Source organism: Thermanaeromonas sp. C210, from assembly GCF_013167955.1.
In the GTDB taxonomy this organism is placed as follows: domain Bacteria; phylum Bacillota; class DSM-521; order Neomoorellales; family Neomoorellaceae; genus UBA12545.
In genome coordinates this window covers 580476-599070 of sequence record NZ_BLWF01000001.1, presented here as the reverse complement: position 1 = coordinate 599070, position 18595 = coordinate 580476, and the positions used below count along the sequence as shown (strand labels likewise).

17 protein-coding genes and 1 pseudogene are annotated in these 18595 nt (G+C 53.3%); 3 read left to right on the top strand and 15 right to left on the bottom strand.

Translation table 11 applies throughout. The annotated features are described in order from the left end of the window. Positions 1–9 precede the first annotated feature (9 nt). The 13 genes and pseudogenes from gatB to TAMC210_RS02795 form a co-directional block, all read right to left on the bottom strand. A complete protein-coding gene (gene gatB / locus TAMC210_RS02855; RefSeq protein ID WP_173297273.1) occupies positions 10–1440 on the bottom strand; it encodes an Asp-tRNA(Asn)/Glu-tRNA(Gln) amidotransferase subunit GatB in 1431 nt (476 codons plus the stop codon). Further along, on the bottom strand, positions 1440–2906 hold the full coding sequence (gatA, locus tag TAMC210_RS02850; RefSeq protein WP_173297272.1) for an Asp-tRNA(Asn)/Glu-tRNA(Gln) amidotransferase subunit GatA: 1467 nt from the start codon (positions 2904–2906) through the stop codon (positions 1440–1442). The genes gatB and gatA overlap by 1 nt, the downstream gene beginning before the upstream one ends. 34 nt (positions 2907–2940) lie before the next feature. Continuing rightward, on the bottom strand, positions 2941–3225 hold the full coding sequence (gatC, locus tag TAMC210_RS02845; RefSeq protein ID WP_173297271.1) for an Asp-tRNA(Asn)/Glu-tRNA(Gln) amidotransferase subunit GatC: 285 nt from the start codon (positions 3223–3225) through the stop codon (positions 2941–2943). Between the two features lie 173 nt (positions 3226–3398). Continuing rightward, positions 3399–5105 (bottom strand): methyl-accepting chemotaxis protein, encoded by a 1707-nt coding sequence (locus tag TAMC210_RS02840; RefSeq protein WP_254388505.1) that lies wholly within the window; start codon positions 5103–5105, stop codon positions 3399–3401. Between the two features lie 287 nt (positions 5106–5392). Beyond that, positions 5393–5617 carry a hypothetical protein gene (locus TAMC210_RS02835; protein WP_173297269.1) on the bottom strand — a complete coding sequence of 75 codons (225 nt, stop codon included), beginning with the start codon at positions 5615–5617 and terminating at the stop codon, positions 5393–5395. A 93-nt stretch (positions 5618–5710) separates the two neighbouring features. After that, positions 5711–8272: a heavy metal translocating P-type ATPase gene (locus TAMC210_RS02830; protein WP_173297268.1), complete on the bottom strand. Its 2562-nt coding sequence runs from the start codon at positions 8270–8272 to the stop codon at positions 5711–5713. A gap of 641 nt (positions 8273–8913) precedes the next feature. After that, positions 8914–10104, bottom strand: coding sequence for a M20 metallopeptidase family protein (locus tag TAMC210_RS02825; protein WP_217267227.1), 1191 nt, complete (start codon positions 10102–10104; stop codon positions 8914–8916). 83 nt (positions 10105–10187) lie between these two features. Further along, entirely contained in the window at positions 10188–10388 is a 201-nt protein-coding gene (thiS, locus tag TAMC210_RS02820; protein WP_173297267.1) for a sulfur carrier protein ThiS, read from the bottom strand. Beyond that, on the bottom strand, positions 10385–10633 hold the full coding sequence (locus TAMC210_RS02815) for a sulfurtransferase TusA family protein (protein ID WP_173297266.1): 249 nt from the start codon (positions 10631–10633) through the stop codon (positions 10385–10387). Before TAMC210_RS02815 ends, thiS begins: the two co-directional genes overlap by 4 nt. Next, positions 10620–11504, bottom strand: coding sequence for a 4Fe-4S binding protein (locus TAMC210_RS02810; protein ID WP_173297265.1), 885 nt, complete (start codon positions 11502–11504; stop codon positions 10620–10622). The genes TAMC210_RS02815 and TAMC210_RS02810 overlap by 14 nt, the downstream gene beginning before the upstream one ends. A gap of 7 nt (positions 11505–11511) precedes the next feature. Continuing rightward, a pseudogene (locus TAMC210_RS02805) lies at positions 11512–12320 on the bottom strand (HesA/MoeB/ThiF family protein). Positions 12321–12419: 99 nt separating this feature from the next. Continuing rightward, a complete protein-coding gene (locus tag TAMC210_RS02800; protein ID WP_173296773.1) occupies positions 12420–12557 on the bottom strand; it encodes a hypothetical protein in 138 nt (45 codons plus the stop codon). A 17-nt stretch (positions 12558–12574) separates the two neighbouring features. Next, positions 12575–14041: a putative sulfate exporter family transporter gene (locus tag TAMC210_RS02795; protein ID WP_173297264.1), complete on the bottom strand. Its 1467-nt coding sequence runs from the start codon at positions 14039–14041 to the stop codon at positions 12575–12577. 563 nt (positions 14042–14604) lie between these two features. Here TAMC210_RS02795 and TAMC210_RS13855 point away from each other — a divergent pair. Further along, complete coding sequence (locus tag TAMC210_RS13855) at positions 14605–14829, top strand: YezD family protein (RefSeq protein ID WP_373996426.1); 225 nt, start codon at positions 14605–14607, stop codon at positions 14827–14829. A gap of 214 nt (positions 14830–15043) precedes the next feature. Here TAMC210_RS13855 and TAMC210_RS02785 read toward each other — a convergent pair whose 3' ends face one another. Then, the gene (locus TAMC210_RS02785; RefSeq protein WP_173297262.1) at positions 15044–15610 is read right to left on the bottom strand and encodes a phenylalanine--tRNA ligase beta subunit-related protein; all 567 of its coding nucleotides are present in this window, start codon (positions 15608–15610) and stop codon (positions 15044–15046) included. Positions 15611–15810: 200 nt separating this feature from the next. Further along, positions 15811–16629: a MetQ/NlpA family ABC transporter substrate-binding protein gene (locus TAMC210_RS02780; protein WP_173297261.1), complete on the bottom strand. Its 819-nt coding sequence runs from the start codon at positions 16627–16629 to the stop codon at positions 15811–15813. A gap of 180 nt (positions 16630–16809) precedes the next feature. Here TAMC210_RS02780 and TAMC210_RS02775 point away from each other — a divergent pair, with 180 nt between their 5' ends. Both TAMC210_RS02775 and TAMC210_RS02770 read left to right on the top strand, forming a co-directional pair. After that, positions 16810–17835 (top strand): methionine ABC transporter ATP-binding protein, encoded by a 1026-nt coding sequence (locus tag TAMC210_RS02775; protein ID WP_173297260.1) that lies wholly within the window; start codon positions 16810–16812, stop codon positions 17833–17835. Next, positions 17832–18494: a methionine ABC transporter permease gene (locus TAMC210_RS02770; RefSeq protein ID WP_173297259.1), complete on the top strand. Its 663-nt coding sequence runs from the start codon at positions 17832–17834 to the stop codon at positions 18492–18494. Before TAMC210_RS02775 ends, TAMC210_RS02770 begins: the two co-directional genes overlap by 4 nt. The last annotated feature ends 101 nt before the right edge of the window (positions 18495–18595 follow it).

Below are 18595 nucleotides of genomic sequence, written 5' to 3'. Positions count from 1 at the left end.
GCCCCCCCTTTACAAGCGTTCCTTGAGAAGCTTATTCACCAGGGACGGGTTGGCCTTGCCTTTAGTTTCCTTCATAACCTGGCCCACCAGGAAACCGAGGGCCTTCTCCTTACCGTTGCGGTAGTCCTCCACAACCTTGGGATGGGAGGCCAGCACCCTTTCTACAATGGGTGTCAGCTCCGCCACATCGCTGATCTGGACTAATCCCTTGGCCTGGACAATCTCCCGCGCGCCCTTGCCGGTGGCAAACATTTCTTCGAAAACCTGCTTGGCAATCTTAATACTGATTACGCCTTCCTCCTGGAGCTTGAGGAGCTCCGCTAAATTCTCCGGGGTTACAGGCGCCTGGTTAGGTTCCAGGCCTTGGGCGTTGAGGAGGCGTAAGAAGTCGCCCATGAGCCAGTTGCTGACCTGTTTGGCGTCGGGGAAGAGGGCTACCGCCCGTTCAAAGTAGTCCGCCAGGGCCCGGGAACCGGTGATGATACCGGCATCATACTCCGGCAGCCCGTATTGGCGCACCAACCGTTCCCGACGGGCATCGGGTAGTTCCGGCAGTCCCGCCCTCACCTTTTCGATCCATTCCTGGTCAATGGCCAGGGGTACCAAATCCGGCTCGGGGAAATAGCGATAATCATGGGCTTCTTCCTTGCTCCGCATGGTATAGGTTACCTGTTTGTCTTCGTCCCAGGCCCGCGTCTCCTGCACTACCCGCTCTCCCTTTTCCAGCAACTCGATTTGCCGCTGGATTTCATAGCTTAGGGCCCGTTGCAGGGCGCGAAAAGAGTTCATATTCTTCACTTCGGTTTTGGTTCCAAAGGACGTGGCGCCCTTGGGACGCACTGAGACGTTGGCATCGCAGCGCAGGGATCCTTCCTGCATCTTGCAATCCGAAACATCGATATATTCGAGGATAGCCTTTAATTTCTCCATGTAAGCCCGGGCTTCTTCGGGCGACCGCAAATCCGGTTCGGATACAATCTCCAGCAAAGGCACGCCAGCCCGGTTATAATCCACCAGGGAATAATCTCCGTTGGGGCCTTCTACATGGATGAGCTTTCCGGCGTCCTCCTCCATGTGGACGCGGGTAATTCCGATCCGCTTCTTCTCCCCGTCCACTTCGATTTCCAGATAGCCATTCCGGGCCAGGGGCATATCGTACTGGGATATCTGGTAGTTTTTGGGTAAATCCGGATAATAGTAATTCTTGCGATCAAACTTACACATGGGCGCAATGGTACAATTGAGGGCTAGGGCTGTTCGCAGGCCGAATTCCACCATCCGCCGGTTGATAACCGGCAGCACGCCCGGTAGTCCCAAGCAGACGGGGCAGACGTGGGTGTTGGGTTCACCGCCGAAGGCTGTCGTACAACTGCAAAAAGCTTTGGATTCCGTCTTTAACTCTACATGGACTTCCAGGCCGATGACCGCTTCGTATTCCATCAGGCCACCACTCCCAACTGAGGCCACCGCCGGCTACTCGCAGTGGCCTGCTCGAAGGTATAAGCCACGCGCAACAGGGTTTCTTCCGCGAAGGGCTTGGCAATAAGCTGCAAGCCCACCGGCAAGCCCTGGCTGAAACCGCAGGGTATAGAAATGGCCGGCAATCCTGCCATGTTTACCGGGCAGGTGAACAGGTCGGACAAATACATGGCCAACGGATCGGTAATCCGCTCTCCCAGGCGGAAGGCTACGGTAGGTGAAGTAGGCGTAGCAAGGATATCGTAGCGCTGAAAGGCTTCCTCGAAGTCGCGGCGTATAAGGGTGCGCACTTTGAGGGCCTTTAAGTAATAGGCGTCATAGTAGCCGCTACTTAAAGCATAGGTCCCCAGCATTATGCGTCGCTTCACTTCGGGGCCGAAGCCCTCACTGCGCGTCTTGACATACATGTCCACAAGATCCTTACCCGGCAACCGGAAACCGTAAGCCACACCATCATAGCGGGCCAGGTTGCTGGAAGCTTCCGCCGTGGCCACTAGGTAGTAGGCCGGCAGGGCATACTCCGTATGGGGCAGGGAGATTTCTTCACAGATAGCCCCCAGGTCGGCCAGCCGGTCGATGGCCCAGCGCACCAGATTGGCTACTTCAGGTTCTATTCCTTCAACAAAATATTCTTTGGGTACACCCACCTTAATACCTTTTATATCTGCCTGCAGGGCTCCCAGGTAATCGGGAACCGGGAGGTCGCCGGAGGTAGAATCCGCCGGATCATGTCCAGCAATGGCTTGCAATACTAAAGCGCAATCGGTCACCTCCCGGGCAAAGGGCCCGATCTGGTCCAGGGAAGAAGCAAAGGCCACTAAGCCGGAACGGGAAACTCGGCCATAAGTGGGCTTCATACCCACCACGCCGCAAAAGGAGGCCGGTTGCCGGATGGACCCGCCGGTATCCGAACCCAGGGAGTAAAAGGCTTCTCCGGCAGCCACCGCCGCCGCAGGCCCGCCGCTAGAGCCTCCGGGTACCCGTTCCAAATCCCACGGATTGCGGGTAGGGAAAAACCGGGAATTCTCCGTGGAGGATCCCATGGCGAACTCATCCATGTTAAGCTTGCCCAGCAAAACGGCTCCCGCTTCCTTAAGCTTTTTGACCACAAAGGCATCATAAGGCGGCACCCAGTTTTCCAGCATTTTGGAAGAGCAGGTGGTGCGTACGCCTTCCGTGCAAAGGTTGTCCTTAAGAGCCATGGGTATACCCGCCAGAGGTCCCAGGTCGTCCCCCCTCACCCGGGCCGCATCGATGGCCCGGGCCTGCTCCAGGGCCGCCTCCGGCGTCAAAGTTACAAAGGCTTTGACCTGCCCCTCCACCCCCTCTATCCGGTCCAGGACAGCACGGGTCAGTTCTTCCGCACCTATTTCCTTGCGGGCCAGAAGGCGGCTCACCTCATAGGCACTCTGATAAAAAAGTTCCAAACCTGTAGCCCTCCCTTTCCTAGTCCACCGCAGGCTAAACTACGCGCGGTACCTTAAACTGTCCTTCCCTGGCTGCAGGCGCTCCCTCCAGGGCTTTTTCCCGGGGCAATCCCGGCCGTACCGCGTCTTCCCGGAATATATTGCGCAAAGGTAAGACGTGGGCCGTCGGCTCTACGCCCTCCGTGTTGAGGGCCCTCAATTTTTCCATGTAGTCCATGACGGCGTTGAGCTGGTGGGTATAGGATTCCTTTTCTTCCTCGGAGAGATGAAGCCGCGCCAGCAATGCCACATGCTCTACTTCTTTCTTGCTAAGGCGCATTATTCCACCACCCTGGGCTGATTTACCACGGGAACATTATAACAGAGAAAAAAATTAAGGGCAACTTTATAGCCCTTGCCCTCTTTTCAGGGGGCACCCGGTCGCGGCCGGGGTAAATTTGTTGCCCGCGCCGCAAGTGCCAGAGATGGAAGGTCGAAATATCTCGGCACCAGTTAAGATGGTAGCTGGAAACGGCTCACAAGGTTAACTATAGAAGAAGTGATGGTTTGGAGATTATCTATATTTTCCCGCAGGGTAGCAGCGGTAGCTGCCTGCTCCTCGGCTGAAGCTGCAACCTCCTCGGCCGAAACGGCCGTTCCCTGGGATACTGTGGACAGAGCGGCCGCGCCTGTGGCCACAATGTCGGCTACGTCCTTTACCCGCCCGGCCGCTTCCCTCACCTTAGAGGCCAAGGTTTCTACCTGGTCCGACCGGGCGAGTATCTCCTCTAAGACCGCCGCCAGGGATTCCAGGGCCTTTCCCGAACCTTTGACGGAGCTGCTCTCCTCTGCTACCGCCTTTTCTACGGCGGCTATTCTCTCCTGCACCTCAGTACTCAGAGCAGCGATTTCCGCTGCGGCCTGACCCGCAGTAGCGGCCAGCTTGCGCACTTCCTCAGCTACTACGGCGAATCCCCGGCCGTTTTCTCCCGCCCGCGCAGCCTCTATAGCGGCGTTCAAAGCTAGCAGGTTGGTTCGGTCGGCTACTCCTGTAATCACTCGGAGGGCTTCCTCAATACGCCTTGCCGAGTTCGCCATAAGCTCTACTGAAGTTGTTGTAATCAGACTTATTTCCTCTAAAGATTTGACCGCAGAAATCAACACCTCGGCCTCTTCTCGGCCCCGCTTAGCCGCCTCCACACTATCCTTCGCGGCGCCCTTTATTTCGTTTGCCGCCTCAAAGAGTTCCCTGGCTGTGGCCTGTAAACTCTCGGAGGTTTCATTGAGGGACTGTATTTGTGCGTTCTGGTCATCAGCTCCTGTAGCTACCTGAGTCGCTGCCCGGGCTACTTCCTCGCCTGTTCTGGCAACCGTATCGGCCACTTCCTGCAGGGGATTGGCCATCCGTCCCAGGTCTTCCCCTGCCCGTCCGATTTCCCCGACCAGAGCAGCTATTCTCGCTATGAACGTATTAAAACCATTCGTCACATACCCGATTTCGTCTATAGCAGGCACTCCCAAAGAAACGCTCAAATCCGGACGTTGTGCTCCTGCAGTTACCATCATGGCCTTATAGAGGTCCCGCATATTCTTGCCTATACTGGCAAACAAAAAGGCACAATAGGCCCCCACCATTCCTGCCACCAGTGCGCTCACCCGTGGAAGATGGGAAAAAAAGAAATGTACGGCCACCTCTTCGTTCAAGTAGCCCACTACCGCTCCCCACAAACACATGGAAGCGCCGCCTGCTATAAGAACAGTGCCTATGGCCACGCGCATCCAGATGGGGTACAAACGCGTGCCCCCGCCGGCAAAATAAAGACGGCTGTATTTCCACTCTAGCAAGTAGGCCACCAACATAAAAGCGCAGCCCGTGACTAAAGCTGCCGCGCCCGTACCCGAAGACAGAACCGTCCACAGCTTGGTATTTTCCAAGTCACGACCGGTCAGCATCAATACGCCTTCGATTATAAAAAAAGAAAACATTACTGCCAAATACTGTACCAGTATGGCAGGCAAATCCTGAGGATTGGCATCGAGTTTGCGCAGGGTATGTATAACCCAAATAATAGAGGCCAAAATGGCAACACCCGTCCAGGCCAGAACCCGGGGTTGTAAGGCGAGCGCCAGAATTTCTTGAAAAGTAAGGTAACCTCCTGCCCATACCATGAGAAACCAAAAGGCCAAGGTGCCGAAGATATTAGCAATTACTGTCGCCATAACCACGCATTACCAAACCCCCTATAAAGTGTTAACCCTTTTAAGGCATATTATACCACAGGTACACCTGCCGGACGCAACAGTCTCATGGTCTAAGCTGTCCCCACCTTTTAGCCAGGCGTCCTTTAGCCCCCTTGCCCCACTAGCCTGGCGGACCAAGACTGGCGCTCGATTTCCGAGCTCCGGCGGGGTCCCGGCTCATGAAGCTTCCGTGCCTCAGGATCTGGCCGCAGGCCTCATGCCGCCTCAGCCCGTGGTCTGCAGCCCAGGGTTAACCTACCTAAGGTTTACTTGCGGTATCGCTTCTGCACCCAGGGGATAACTAAGGGCATGGTTATGATCATCGTTAGGATGAAAACCCAGGCCGCGCCGCCGTAGCGGGCCACCGGGGTATAGGCTTTGCCTGTAGCGTAGGTTAGCAGAAGAAAAAGCAGAGCTGCAACCAGGGAAATTCCTGTATAAAGCAGCGCGCTGATTCGGGCCGCTCGGTGTGTATCGAGGTGATTAGCCATCTCAGCCCCCCTTCCAACGTCTTGGCCGGTACTCCTTACTTGATTGATGCCGAAACCGCCTCGGCGGCAGGTTATACCGGATCCAGGACTACTTCAAGCGTACTTATACTTAGCTTTGTCCGCCGCCCGCGCCTTTTCAGCCTTCGTAGAGGGTTCAAAGCGCTTTAATAGCAGGGTATTTAAGGTCACGGATACTGAACTGGTGGCCATAAAGAAAGCGGCCAGCTCGGGGCTCACAATGAGACCTGTCCATGGATAGAGGATGCCGGCGGCTATAGGGATACCCAAAGTGTTGTAGATAAAGGCCCAGAAGAGATTTTGCCGCACTTTGCCCATGGTGGCCCGGCCTATCTCGATGGCCGCCACCACATCGCGGATATCATTTCTAATAAGGATGATCTCACCCGTCTCCTTGGCCACGTCGGTACCGCTGCCGATGGCGATGCCCACGTCGGCCTGGGCCAGGGCCGGCGCATCGTTGATGCCGTCGCCCACCATAGCCACTTTAAGTCCCTGTTCCTGGAGCCTCTTTACTTCGCCGGCCTTATCCTGGGGTAGTACCTCGGCCAGCACCCGGTCGATGCCTGCCTGCCGGGCAATGGCCTCAGCCGTCCGCCGGTTATCGCCGGTAATCATGGCCACCTGGATGCCCATGGCCTTCAGGCGTGCGACGGCTTCCGGCACATATTCCTTGAGGGTATCGGCCACGGCAATAACTCCGGCCGGCTTCCCAGCCACCGCCAGGAACATGGCCGTCTTTCCTTGTTCTTCTAATTCTTCAGCCCAGGGAAGAAGCCAGTTTATATCTATCCCCAGTTCGGCCATGAGCCGCCGGTTGCCCAAAAGGATCTTTTCTCCCCGCCAGAAGGCCTCTACTCCGCGGCCCGGTATGGCCCGAAACTCAGCCGCATCTTCCAGCTCTAAGCCACGGGCCCTAGCTTCCCGGACGATAGCTTCGCCCAAGGGGTGTTCGGAATTTTTTTCCGCTGCAGCGGCGTAAAGCAACACGCGCTCTTCATCCCAGCCACTGGCGGCCACCACATCGGTCACTTCGGGCTCGCCCTTGGTAAGGGTGCCGGTTTTATCGAAAACCACGGCATTGAGCTTGGCGCTGGCCTCTACCGCATCGGCTCCTTTAAAGAGAATGCCGTTTTCCGCTCCTTTACCCGTACCGGCCATCATAGCGCTGGGGGTAGCCAGACCTAAGGCGCAGGGGCAGGAAATGACTAGGGTGGTAACGGAGAGGAGCAGGGCAAAGCCGAAGACCCCGATTTCCGCCAGGCTGTAGGGCGAAAGGATAAATCGGCTATCCGGGAGGAAATAGCGGTCAAAGCCATAGAAAAACCAGAAAAGGAACACGATCAGGGCCAGGACGTGCACCCCGGCTATAAAATGCCCAGCCACAAAATCGGCCAGCCGTTGTATGGGCGCTTTAGAAGCCTGGGCATCTTCCACCATTTTGATGATCTGGGCCAAGGCCGTCTCGCTCCCTACCCTGGTGGCCCGGAATTTGAAAGAGCCCGTCTTATTAATCGTAGCACCTATAACCTGGTCGCCCACTTTCTTTTCTACCGGGATACTCTCTCCCGTGATCATGGATTCGTCCACTGCCGAATAGCCCTCGATCACTTCACCATCCACCGGAATCCTCTCTCCCGGACGCACCACCACGATATCGCCAATGGCTACTTCATCCACCGCGATTTCTATTTCCTGGCCGTCGCGGATAACCCTGGCCGTCCTGGCTTGGAGGCTCATAAGCTTGCGAATGGCCTCAGAGGTGCGGCCGCGGGTTAAAGCCTCCAGGTAACGGCCCAAAACAATGAAAGCAGTCAGGAGGGCAGCGGACTCAAAGAAGGTGGCTCCTTTGCCGCCAAATCCGGCCTCAGGCCAGAGGCTATTAATCGTAGCGATGATATAGGCCGCTCCGATACCGGTGGCATAGAGCAAGTTCATATCGGTGGCGCCCTTCTTAAGGCCCTTCCAGCTATTCACAAAGAACTGCCAGCCAGGGATGAAGACCACCGGAGTGGTCAAGAACCACAGGACTAGGGTGTTGTGCAAGAACTCGGGAACAAAATAAGGAAAGATCCAGACATCGCGGAACATGCCCAGCATGACCAGCAAGCTCAAGGGCCAGGCGATCCACATGTTGCGGGCCTGTCGCCGGATCTCCCGCTGCCGGGCCTCCCTCTCCCGATCCAAAGCTTCTTGACCGGTTACTTTCTCACTGGCCTCGTATCCTAGCTCACTGATAGCCTTTTTTATTTCGCCTTTGCTAACAGACCCGGGGTAGAAGCGCACGCGGGCGGACTCCGCCGGGAGGTTGACCACAACCTCCGTTACCCCCGGGAGACTCTTCACCACCCTTTCTACTTTGGCGACGCAGGATGCACAGCTCATCCCCCTGACGTTTAATAAAACCTCTTCCTGGGGAACGTTATAACCCAGCTCTTGTATGGTCTTAATCAGGTCCATAACATGAGTTTCTCTGGGGTTGTATTCTACCGTAGCCTTCCTGGTCAAGAGGTTGACTTGAACAGCCTGTACACCCGGAATATTTTTTAGGGCTTTTTCTACCTTGGCTACGCAAGAGGCACAACTCATACCTTCTACCGGTAAACTTATCCTGGTAGCAGCCGCCTCTGTTGCCACGAGAAATCTCTCCTTTGGCAGCTATATACCCCGTAGGGGTATCCTCAATTCAGTATAAGTCTTTTCCGCAGGGCCGTCAAGATTTTCCTCTCATAGTTAATTTTTATTTTATCCCCTGGGTGAAAACATTATTTACCCGGTTTGACATACCTGGCAGGGAAGAAAAGAATTGTGCCCTGCGTCTCTACAGCTCCTTAACAGCAGGCTTAACGGCTCCTTTGCGGTGTCCCATCCGCAGGTTATTCGGAAGTTATACAGATACCATCTCCCATGACCCTACCCTTCAAGTATGCTCTAATAAGCTTTAATTAAGAAAATGCCCCGCACCAGAGCGCAAGGGTTTTTGTCTTGGTACGGGGCGATACCTAGAAGTTAGAGCTAAAGTAGGAGGCAGTTTACGGTCTTGCCCAGGACCAAAAGCTAATGCCCTTCGCGGCAGTGAGCTACAGGCCTTATCATGTACCTTTTCCTCAACATGCTACTTCCTCCCTTTCCCGTCGGAATCGGCCTTGTAGGCTAACTTTACCACCATACATAATACCCCGCCTCGAGGCGGCAACACAGGTTAAACAAAAAGCCAACAACGCATCACGACGTTGCTGCGCTTTTTCTATAGGAGTATCCGCGGCCGGTGTAAGCCGTCAGAAATCAGCCAGGGCCTTTAGGGCCAGCCGGGAAAGCAAGGCACTGCCAATGGGCAGGCAATCTTCGTTGATATTAAACCGGGGATGGTGCCAGGGAAAGGGAAGCTCTCCCGGGATGGCTGCCCCGAGGTTGAAATATACTGCCGGGACCTTTTCGGCATAGCGGGCAAAATCCTCGGCGCCCATGGAGGGGGCTGCCAGTTCGAAAACCTTTTCCGGCCCCAGGAGTTCCCCGGCTACCCGGCGAAAGAGTTCAGTAAGCCCGGCATCGTTTATTAGCGGCGGGTAACCCCGCAGGTAATCGAGGTCAATCTCCGTCCCGCTGGCGGCCGCCACCCCGGCCAAAATCTCCCGCATATCTTTTTCCAGCTGCTGCCGGGTAACCGCGTTTAGAGCCCGGGTAGTACCGGTCATGGTTACCTCACCAGCGACAATATTTTCCTTCTCACCACCGTTAATAGTACCGATGGTCAGCACGGCCGGCTGCACGGGATCAATGCGGCGGGCGACAATAGACTGTAAAGCCAGGACCGCCTGGGCAGCAGCGACGATGGCATCCGCGCCCAGGTGGGGTGCAGCACCGTGGCTGCTACGCCCCTTGATCCTAATGGTAAAGTTATCGGCCGAGGCCATAGCAGCTCCCGGCCGGATGCCTACCGTACCTGCCGGCAGGGCCGAAGTTACATGGAGGCCAAAGATGGCCTTGACCGGCGGGTTGTCCAGGGCCCCGGCTTCTATGAGCAAGCGAGCCCCACCAGGAGGTAATTCCTCCCCCGGTTGAAAAAGGAAAACTACCGGGCCGGGTAGCTCCCGGCGGTGGGTTGCCAGCAGCGTCGCCGCCCCTAAAACGATAGCCATATGGGCATCATGGCCGCAGGCATGCATCCGGCCCGGGCAGCGGGATGCATATTCCGCCCCGGTAGCCTCCTGGAGGGGCAAAGCGTCCATGTCGGCCCTTAAGGCCACGGCAGGGCCTTCTTCCGCCCCGTTCAGGATACCGACAATCCCGGTACCACCGATGCCGGTCCTGACCTTCAAACCCAGTTGCTCTAACACCCCGGCCACCAGGGCGGCAGTTTCTTTTTCCTCAAAACTCAGTTCCGGGTACTGGTGCAGCTGCCGCCGCCAGGCGACCAGCTGCGGTTTGAGGTTTTGAGCTTCTGCCAGGTAGTAATCTCTTTCTCCCAACAGGGGGTCACCTTGATTCCTTGATTGATTTGCCTTGCCGGGTCAAATAAATGTAAAACCTGGCAAGGCATTTACATTTTTCATTATACTCCCCCGCCCATATTTAAGACCAGTTCTACTTTATCACCTTCTTGCAGGGGATTACTATACTCCTCTTTTAGTAACAGGCGCCCGTTTACCTCAACTGCGACGGTAACGGGGTCAAAATTAAGCGGCTCCACTAATTCCTTTACGTTAATACCTTCCTGGACTTCTTTTTCCTGCCGGTTGAAAATAATCTTCATTGTTCCTCTCCCCTTTCAACGATTAATGAATATATATTGGCGGCGACTTTCTTTACCTGGTGGATTTTATGGCCTTCTGCCTTCAGGCTCCGGGGCACATTACTTAATGGCTCTCCCCCGGTTAATAAAACCTCCAGGATTTCCCCGGGCTGCATCTCTTCCAGGGCCAGCTTGGTTTTAACGAAGGTTATGGGGCAGCAGTCCGCGGTAATATCCAGTCGTTTAGTCGCTTTAATTTCCGCCACCGGCAGCGACCTCCTTCCGGCCGGGGTAAGGGATTAATTCCCGGAACACTTCCGGTCCCAGGCGCCTGACTACATCACTCAGGCGTTCTTGCCCCTTCCTTTTCTCTTCATAAACCGCCAGGATAGAATTAATCAGGGGGCCTATATCATCTTCCGGGACCAAGTCAAACATTTTATACCCCAGCTGGGGATTGCGGCCCATTTTTCCACCAACGTAAACTACAAAACCTGTGGCCGCCGTTACCCAGGCATTGTTCGGGCAGGAAGCTATACAGGCACCATCGCCGTAACAACTTTTCTTATCCATGCTCACCCGATCATTAATTATTTTAATGGCGCCACCGGGGCAGATGGACTGGCACAATCCGCAAAGGCTGCAGCGCTCGGCCACCAATTCCGGGTAAACAACACCCCGTAAACCGACATCATTTTCCATGGGTTTGGTACAGGCGTTATAACACCCGGCTACGGCCATTTTTAGTTTCACCGGGACATCGCGGCCAAAAAAGGCCCGGTCCAGTTGGCCGGCAATAGCCCGGGTATCAATTACCCCGTTAGGACAAATTTCCTTACCCGGGCAAGCGACAATGGATCGCACCCGCGGGCCGCAGGCCCCCGGAAGCAGGTTCAAGGCCTTGATCTCGGCAATCAACTCCTGGTATTTTTCCAGCCTGACCCCGGGTATCTCCACCCCCTGGCGGGTGGTCAAATGGACCTCCCCCCGGCCATATTTAGCCGCAATCCCGGCGATATTCTCCAGATCCCTTGATGTTAAATACCCGCCAATGGTCCGCAGGCGCATCAGGAAAAGATCGCGGCCTTGTTGTTTGATAAAGCCGCCCTTTTTGAGTTCATGAAAATCCAGGTTCATGGTGTTTTCACCCTTCGCATTTTGTGGCACAGACAAAGGTATACTCTTCCAGTTCGCGGATGCGCGGGTTGTCGCCGCAGACAGGGCAATTACCATTGCGTTCGGCCTTAACTTCCCGGAAGCGCATCTCCAGGGCGTTGTAAATCAGGAGCCGGCCGGTCAGGGTATCCCCAACCCCAAGTAAAATCTTGATTACTTCCGTGGCCTGAATTGCCCCGATAAGCCCCGGCACTGTACCGATAACCCCTGCTTCCTGGCAGCTAGGTACGGCTCCCGGCGGAGGTGGGTCGGGAAAAATACAGCGGTAACAGGGCCCCTGTCCGGGTTTGATAGTCATTACGAGGCCGTCCCATTGCAGCACCCCGCCCTCGACCAGGGTTTTGCCGGTCATGACACAGGCATCGTTTAACAAATAACGGGTAGGAAAGTTGTCGACGCCGCCAACGATCACGTCATAATCACGGATGATGTCTAAAATATTATCTTTACCCAAACGTAAATGGTAAGTATTAATTGTCACGGCAGGATTTAAGGCGAGCAATGTCTCGCGGGCCGATTCTACTTTAGGCCGCCCCAGGCGTTCAGTACTGTGGAGGATCTGGCGCTGCAAATTTGATATATCTACTACGTCACTGTCAACTATACCGATTGTACCTACACCGGCAGCCGCCGGTAGTAAGCTGCCGGGGAACCTAAGCCGCCGGCACCAATAATCAATACCTTTCCCTGTTTAAGCCTTTCCTGACCCCGGCCGCCGACGTTGCGCAAAATAATCTGCCGGCTGTAACGTTCTATTTCTTCGTTGGTTAAGACCATTACTAGCCCTCCAATTTGGAGTAAATATATCGGTTTTTCTTAGATTATACCAGGGACCCCCAGGGTGGTCAAGAGACACTTGCAGTGGCAGAGATGTTTCTAAATAATGCGGGTGGCCAACACCAGGACGACCAGCAGGACTATCCCCGGGCCCAGACTGTAGCCGATCAGCTTTTTTTCAGCCGGCAGCAAATCAAACCATTCTTCCTCCTGCGGTAAATGTTCTTTTTTCGTCATGTTCATCTCCCTCCTTTTCAGCCTACTGCCGGCGGGGTAATACCGTGGAAGAAGAGCCAGGAAATAATCAGGCCGATCCAGATAATAAACCCGAACAGGCAGAGAACATAGACCGCAGCCAGTTTGCCCATCCCCTCTTCCCACAGCTTCTTGAAGTTGGACATTAACCCGATAGTAAAGAAGGTCAGGGCAAAGAAGATACCCCGGAAGTTGCCCGCCTGCCCAATACCGGCATTCAGGAGCTTGAGACCAGGCGTACCCTTAAGGGCGACGCCAAGGAGGATGACCAGGATAAAGAGGCCGGCGTAACCCAGGACGAACTTCGGGAACCGCAGCCAGATCTCCCCGGCGTTTACCTGCTCCCCTTCCCGCCGGTCGATCTTCCAGGACCAGATTATGGCCAGGATGAAGGCCCAGATAGCGATGAAGATATCGATAAAGACCTTGACGGTGGTGGTGGCCATGAGCATCCAGCCTTCCTGCCACTTGACGCCGAGGGCGCTCATAGCTTTGCTGCGGATGAGGGCATCCACCATGGCCCCGCTGGCCGCCGCCGCGCCGTCGGTCTTCACGGCCAGGCCCATCCAGGCCCCGGCGACCATTGGCTCTTTGTAGAGCCAGGCCTGGGCGGCAAAGGGCAGGATGATCAGCTCCACCACGGCGAAGATGACCACCAGGGACGAGACGATGACGGGTATCACCGGGCGGGCCTTGATGGCGCCGCCGGTAGCAATGGCTGCCGACACACCGCAGATAGAAATGCCCGAGGCCAGGGGCGCCGCCCACTCTGGGGTAAATTTAAAGTATTTCCGGGCAATAAAGTAAACCAGGGGCCAATAGATTAAGTAGGCCTCGATTATGGCGAAGAGGCCCCGGAGAACCACCTGGGTTGTGAGCCCCGTTGACTGCAACGCGTTCAGGCCAATCTGCGCGCCGAGAATTACGATGGCCGTCTTCACAAACCACTCCGGTTTGGTAGCGTCGTGCAAGTACCTGGTCAGGCCAGGAAAGAAGTTGCCGATAATCAATCCTGCGATCAAGGCAATAATAAAGCCCGACTCCCCCGTCATTCGCAGGGACCAGGGAAGTTTTAGTTTGGCCATCTGGTCGGGGGTGGCGGCGATAAAGGCGTAGTTGCCAAGCATCCAGCAGAAATAAGTGATGAAGAAGATGATGGTGAAACCGGCGGCAAAACGGCGGACGTTGCCGCCCATGCCGGCGACGGCGATACTTAAAACCGCCGTCAGAAAAGTATAAGTAAGAATCAAAGAAACAATGCCGGGAACACCTTTATAAACATCGGATACAGGGGCGAGAGCCTTGGAGAGGTCAAGCCACATATTAGTTTTGACGGCCCAGCCGATTAAGTCCAGGTTGCCCAGCTTCAGCAAGCCGAGAAAAACGATAAATAGGCCAATCCATACCGCCCACCAGTCTTCAGTTTGCAACAGCGGTGAGCGTGCGATCTTTGCTTTCGAAGCCACTGGTTATCCCTCCTGTTAAGAACTAAATTAACTGTAAGTCATCCTGCATCGTCTAACTCACCACATCATTTCACTAACTGCATAGGGACGGTATATAATACCTGTTAATTTCCAGCTCAAATAATAAGTATCATTATAACCACCTGCCTTACCTGCTGATAGCATAGCTTTCCAGGAAAAGGCGTGTGTTTTTAAAAATTAAGGAGGCCCCTTTTCCCTGAGGGAAAGGAGCCTCCAGTTGTCTGGTCAGCATCCCCATCCTTAATATATACTATTATTATAGGTTTAGTCTACATTATTGTCAAGGGATTTATTACTTAATAGGCCGGTTTTCTTACGCCTGATTAACATTTATCCCTGGTGTCTTCAATGGACGGCCAGACATCTCAGGATGCCAGATATCCCTAAGAATGCTTGACATGGAATGCCTGGAAAGTTAAAATCAAATCATACTAAAAAGATATGATTACTGCATAATGGGGGGTGGGAATGAACTATTCTGCTGTTATAAATCTCTGGGTAAATGGTCTTTAACTTTGCCGGGTAGCCCATAAGAAATTAGGATGGAGGGGGATTATCAGATGCCTCAAGAGCCTTTAACAGAAACACGGTGCCAGACAGGGCTTTCCACCAGGGAGCAGAAAGTTCTGGGCGAGGTACTTAAGGCTTTACGCCAGGTGAGATATGGTTCTATTACTATTATTATACAAGATGGTCGTATAGTCCAGATTGACTATACCGAGAAGATCAGGCTGGGTAGGGAGCCGGAGCCGAGCAAACGTGAGTAATGAAGGCAGGTGCCGGGAAACATAACGGTATCTTCTCCGCCGGCGATCAAAAAGGCATCATGACAAGCTGTTATCTGACCACGGGGGTAATTTTAAAAACAGCGTCCCGGCTCCGGCCGGCGTCCAGGAAGCCTTGGCCACTACTTCCAGGGCTTTTACCCGGCCGAAAGGTTCCGGCGAAGAAAATGTAAAAGCCCTGTATCTCAGTTACAGTTTACTTTGAGCCGGTATACTCGATTGTAGCCAGGCTAACCTGCCCCTGGCAGTAGGTAGCGATAAGGCCCATCAACTCATCCGCCGCCCGGTATAAATAATCCATGGGGGTGGCGGTGTTTCCCTGGATGATAAAGAAGGAATTTGTCGTTTGCGGAGTGATTTTGGTTTTCTCGCACTGCTTGACCTCCAGCCGGCAGAGGATTTCCCTGGTGATGTTACCCTCCACCTTATCCAGGTCGTGGGCTCCCAGGGCCAGGGCATACTTCAGGGAAATATAGTTGTACGCATCCACCAGGCTGTTAATTTGCATCAGCCTGGATCGTTGTTTTATAAAGTCATATAAGTATTCGGGAGCGGAGATATGGACCTGACCACCGAATCTGGCGTGCAGGTCGTGGTAGGCGGCCAGGATGGGCCGGTGTCTTTCGTACAGGATCATTAACTCCCCCATCTCCGCCTTAATTATCCTTTCCAGTTCGCGATGTTTCCTTTTTATGGTCAGGTTTCTGGCTTCTACAAATAAAACGGGGATCCCTTTTAATGCTTGATTGACATAGACGATCATGAGCCTCACCTTTACCTGGGATGTAAATAAAGCGCATAAATCATCAAAACCTGATGCCTGTTATCACGTTGGAAACAATACGCAAAAAGGCCCCTTTGCCTTAACAGGAAGAAGGGGCCTTCCTTCATGGTTATAACTTCCCTCAGGGTTGCGGATTTGCTAGCTTAGGTTACCAGCATCCGTTATCCTCGCCGGCCGCCTTAAAAAGCCGGGATAACTGCTCCCTGATATTGTTCTTCTAAAAACTTCTTGACTTCAGCTGTATTTAGCGCTTCTGCCAGTTTCTTTAAAGCTGGATTGTCTTTATCTTCGGGGCGAACCACCAGGACGTTGGCAAAGGGAGAACTTTTATCCTCAAGAAAGAGGGCATCCTTGACCGGATTCAAGTTGGCCTCCAGGGCATAGTTGCCGTTTATGACCGCGGCGTCAACGTCTGTTAAAGACCGCGGCAGCATGGCGGCATCCAGTTCCCGGATTGTCAACCCCTCGGGTTTCTCAATAATATCATTTTTAGTCGCCAAAATGCCCACGCCTTCCTTTAACTTAATAACCCCGGCCTTGGCCAGCAACATCAGAGCCCGGCCGCCGTTGGTAGCGTCATTGGGAATGGCAATACTTCTGGCGTTTATCAATTCGCCGGCGCTCTTAATTTTTTGGGAATAAATCCCCATGGGTTCGATGTGGACTTTGGCAATATAAACCAAATTCTTACCTGTTTTTTGGTTATAATCTTCAAGGTATGGTATGTGCTGGAAGAAATTGGCGTCAATTTGCTTATCTGCCAGGGCGGGGTTGAGCTGGGCATAATCATTAAAGACTTTAATGTTCAGGGTGATTCCCTCTTGGGCCAGCACAGGTTTAATCTTTTCCAGGATTTCGGCATGGGGACGAGCAGTAGCACCGACAGTTATTTCTTTTTTGGCAGCTTCTCCCGGGGATGCCTTCTGTTGCTGGCTGCATCCTGTTAAAACTGCCCCTAGCGTTAATAATGCGAGAATCAGAACAAGGATCTTTTTCAAAGACTATCAACCTCCTCTGAAATAGCTTATTAAGATAATAGGTTTACTTGATTTTTTTGTCAAGGGGCGGAGGGAAAAATTTTTCCCGAATTCAATCTTATTGACAGTATCTAAGCCCTTTGTTACCATTTGACAAGAAAGATTCGCGTGTTTTAGCACTTACCCCTTCAGGTGATAGGTATGGTTAAAATCGAAAACCTTAGTAAAACTTTTACAACCAAAGATGGCAAACTGATACAGGCCCTGGAAAATATCAACCTGGATATTGCCGAAGGGGAGATATTCGGCATCATTGGCCGTAGCGGTGCTGGGAAAAGCACTCTGGTCCGCTGTATCAACATGCTGGAAAGGCCAACTTCCGGCCGGGTAATTATTGACGGGCGGGATCTTACTACCTATTCTGAAAGGCAGCTCCGCCGGGCCCGCCAGCAGATAGGCATGATTTTTCAACAATTTAACCTGTTTTCGGCCCGCAATGTCGCTGGAAATGTAGCTTTTCCCCTGGAAATTGCCGGCCTGCCACGCCGGATTATCCAGGAGAAAGTTAAACGCTCCCTGGAACTGGTGGGACTAAGCGATAAGGCGGGACATTACCCTGCGGAACTGTCGGGCGGTCAAAAGCAGCGGGTAGGAATTGCCCGGGCTTTAGCAAGCGAACCCCGGTTGCTTTTATGTGACGAACCGACATCAGCCCTGGATCCCCAGACGACTGCCTCCATCCTGAGTTTGCTCCGGGATATCAATAGAAACCTGGGTCTAACAATTATAATTATCACCCATGAAATGCAGGTAATTAAGGAAATATGCGACCGGGTGGCTGTCCTTCACCAGGGGCATATTGTTGAGGCCGGTTCCGTCCTGGATATTTTTACTGCTCCCCGGCATCCTGTTACCAGGGAGTTAATTAAGGGTATCCTTGATACTTCCATTCCGGAGCAGGTGCTGGCGGGGTACAAGCATAATGGAACAAACATGCTGGTACGCCTTTCTTTCATTGGCCACTCTGCCGGTGAACCTATTATCTCCCGCATGATTCGGGAGTACAACGTTCAGGCCAACATCCTTTACGGTAAGATTGATCACATAAAAGATACCCCCTTCGGTACTTTGACCTTGGATTTATTAGGTCAGCCTGATGATCTGCAAAGGGCCCTCGCTTTCCTCCAGGGTAAGCAATTAAATATCGAGGTGTTACAAAGGCAATGAATAACTGGCTAAACCAAATAATTCCCATGGTAGCCATGGGAACCCTGGAAACCCTTTATATGGTCTTTGTATCAGTTTTTATAGCCTATCTCTTCGGTCTTCCCTTAGGCGTTATTATGCTTATCACCAGTGAAAGGCATATTAAACCCAGCCCCCTCATCAACAATATCCTGGGTACGATAATCAATATCGGCCGTTCTTTCCCTTTTATCATTTTACTAATCGCTATAATACCCTTTACCCGCCTCGTAGTTGGCACCTTTATCGGGACAACTGCTTCTATCGTCCCCCTGTCTGTCGCCGCCATACCCTTTGTCGCCCGCCTGGTGGAAAACTCCCTGCGGGAAATACCCTGGGGAGTGATTGAGGCGGCCCAATCTATGGGAGCGTCTCCGTGGCAAATTATCGTCCGGGTGATGCTTCCGGAAGCCAAACCCTCCCTGGTATCTGGTTTTATATTAACTACCATTACCTTAATTGGCTATTCCGCCATGGCCGGTGTAGTCGGCGGCGGCGGCCTGGGTACCCTGGCTTATCAGTACGGCTTCCAGCGTTACCAAAATGACGTTATGGTTATTACCGTCGTTTTATTGATCATTATGGTCCAGATCATCCAGGTTGTAGGCGACCGGATTGTCGCCCGGTTAAGCCGGCGTTAACCCCGCACGGGGAAAAAATTTTTCTCAGCTCCCCTTGACGGTTGGGATTTAGAAGCTATAATAAATATAACTAAACCGATTAGATAACTAAAAATAAATAG